The 2,706-nt window shown below is 44.6% G+C and carries 3 protein-coding genes; all 3 read right to left on the bottom strand.

Going from position 1 to position 2,706, the window contains the following annotated elements; genetic code table 11:
- The coding region (locus tag ACKPQ4_RS02490) for a sigma-70 family RNA polymerase sigma factor (protein WP_407679632.1) at positions 1 to 436 on the bottom strand (436 nt) is incomplete at its 3' end.
- An 87-nt stretch (positions 437 to 523) separates the two neighbouring features.
- Positions 524 to 1,960, bottom strand: a complete 1,437-nt coding sequence (locus ACKPQ4_RS02485) for a sulfatase-like hydrolase/transferase (protein WP_407679631.1) — start codon at positions 1,958 to 1,960, stop codon at positions 524 to 526.
- A gap of 128 nt (positions 1,961 to 2,088) precedes the next feature.
- On the bottom strand, positions 2,089 to 2,706 hold a 618-nt coding region (locus tag ACKPQ4_RS02480; protein WP_407679630.1), incomplete at its 5' end, for a sulfatase family protein.

Genomic DNA, 2,706 nt, shown 5'->3' with positions numbered 1-2,706 from the left:
GAATGACTTTTCTTAAGTTGTCAGGAAGTTTGGTAATGCAATCTAGAAGCTTGGGGATTCTAGATTCATCCACTTCTTCATGAGCAACTTTGAGCTCGGCCTGGATGGATTCGGCAATGTCATGCCTGAACTTTTCCATCACTGTGGCCCGGTTTCCATTTTTGCGCCAATGGTTGTTAAGTAAAAATTGAGCGATGCTCATCAGCCAGGCCCGGAAGTTGGTGCCCAGTTCATAATCTTCAAGCTTTTCATAGGCTTTAACAAATGTGTCTTGAGCGAGATCTTCCGCATCGGCCAGATGGTAGACTCGGGCGGCGAGAAAGCCTCTTACTAGCAAGCCGTACTCAGAAACAATAAGACGATAGGCATCTTTGTTCCCGCTTAGTACTTGGGAAACAGTAGGGTTTGGGTCAAAACGTGGAGTATTGTTTTGCATACATCCTCCTTATGTTGCTTGGGGAGAGTTTCTTACAACTAGTATGGGAGCGAGATTCTCTTGTTCCATTTAATCATAAAACAACTGTTAGCTTTTCTTAAAAAGTGCCGGAAAAACTGACTTTAAATCCAAGGTGTCTTCCATTTGATGTTGTAGTTGGATCAGTCTGGGAAAAAGCTTTTGAGCTAACTGATCGCCCTTTGGGGAACCGACAAGATCGTTTATTTCTAATGGGTCTTCAGTGAGGTCATAAATGCGATACGCTTTGGCTTTGGGGTATACAATCAATTTTTTGTTGTCCAGGGTGATTGACCTTTGTGCATCTAAGTACGCTCCATAAATTTCTTTATGTTTTGAGGAAAATTTTATCCCCTTTGCCAATGGTAAAAGGTTTTGAAATTGAACTTGTTTTGGTTTCTCGAAGTCGGCAATCGCTAAGGTGGTTGGCATGACATCCTGTAAATAAATGGGGTCGCGGATGACTCGGTCTTTGGGAATACCTGGCCCAGTAATTATAAAGGGCACTCTGGTGCTGTGCTCGTACAAGTTTTGTTTCCCAATTAGACCGTGATGTCCGACTGAGAGTCCATGGTCTGCGGTAAAGAAGATGTAGGTATTATCGGCTTGTCCGGATTTTTTTAAAGCTTTGAGGATTCGTCCAATTTGATCATCCATATGGGTGACGATGGAGAAATATTCTTTGCGATGTACTTTTACTGCTTCTTTGGTTCTTGGATAAGGAACTAAGTTTTCGTCACGAAGAGAAGGGGGGCAACTCATAGCCTGATTGTGAGGATAGGATGGGAGGAAGCTTTTGGGTACGCTTATTTTATCAAGTGGGTATTTATCCAAATATTCCTTGGGAGATTGCCTGGGGTCGTGCGGAGCATTGAAGGCAATGTAAGCAAAAAACGGCTCGGTGTGTTCCTTGGCAGAGTGAATGAATTGGATGGCATCATCAGCGGTAACTTCACTCCAATGTTTTCCACCTTCCCAAAAGCCGCCGTGTTTTGGATCATAGGGACTCCATGAATCCTCCCCATTTGCCTGGGGACGTTGGTAAGCGGACGGAACCGTCTTGGGCATGCCACCTCGCGGATTTTGTACAATGTCGAAACATTCGTTTATCTTGGCAGGTAGATGCCATTTACCAGTGAAGTAGGTTTTATAACCAGCCGATTTCATATATTTCGCCCAATATCTACCTTCTTTCTGTTCCTTATTTGCAGTCTTATGAGTTTTTTGAGCCCGCCAGATAAAAGCTCCGGTGTTTAACATATGACGACTGGCCACGCAGACAGCTCCGCTCCATGAACCCATATTGTAAGCCCGGTCAAAGAAAGCTCCCTCTTGAGCCAGTCGGTCAAGGTTAGGAGTCTTTACCTCGGTCAACCCAAGCATCCCTAGAGTTTCATAGCTTTGATCATCAGCAAAGAGAAACAAGATGTTTGGCTTTTTGTTTTGGGTTCCCCATGCAAAATGAAAGCAGGCAATTACGAAAAAGATATTTAAAAAAGTAGGCATGACTCAATTATCTTCTGCTCTGGGTTTCCAGGTCAAGACTTGAGGGAGTGAGTGAACGATTTAATGCTTAATAGATCAACGCATGTCCAAAAACTGCAAAGCAAGATTAACTTTGAGAATGTTATGTTCTAGCGGGTTTTATCCAAGGTCTTGTGTTTAATAAAGCGCCCATGCATTTGGGCGAGAACTTTTGGGTTCATTGAGGCTACATTTTCTTTCTCTAATGGATCTATGCTGAGGTTGTACAAAGCCCAGTCGGATGGTTTTTGGGGGATTTTTTTGGAGTAGCACACGATCTTCCAACTGCCATGCCGGACGGCACGGCGACGGTTGCCCTGCACCCAGTAAAAGTCCCGTTCCGGAGCTTTCGCACCACTTAGAATGTTGGGGGACTGATCAAAACCATCCCAGGAGAGTGAGTCGGTTCTTTGGAATCCAACCAACTGAGCAATTGTGGGAAACCAGTCCACGATGTGCATGGGGGTATCGATTCGTTGAGGTTTTATTTTTTTGGGCCATACCGCAAACCCAGGCACCTTGATACCTCCTTCATAGACATCTATTTTACTTCCTCTCATCGGAATGGGTTGGTTGAAGTCGGTAAGTTTTAGGTCGTCGGGGTAGGCGTTGCCCGGCCAATTGACTTGTGGACCGTTGTCGGATGAAAAGAGTATTAGGGTGTGGTCGTAGAGATTTTGACCTTTCAGGGTATCGATGACCCGACCGATGGCATGATCCAAATGATG

This window comes from Candidatus Chordibacter forsetii (genome assembly GCF_964187505.1).
Taxonomy (GTDB): domain Bacteria; phylum Verrucomicrobiota; class Verrucomicrobiia; order Opitutales; family Seribacteraceae; genus Chordibacter; species Chordibacter forsetii.
This window is presented reverse-complemented; position numbering and strand designations above follow the sequence as displayed.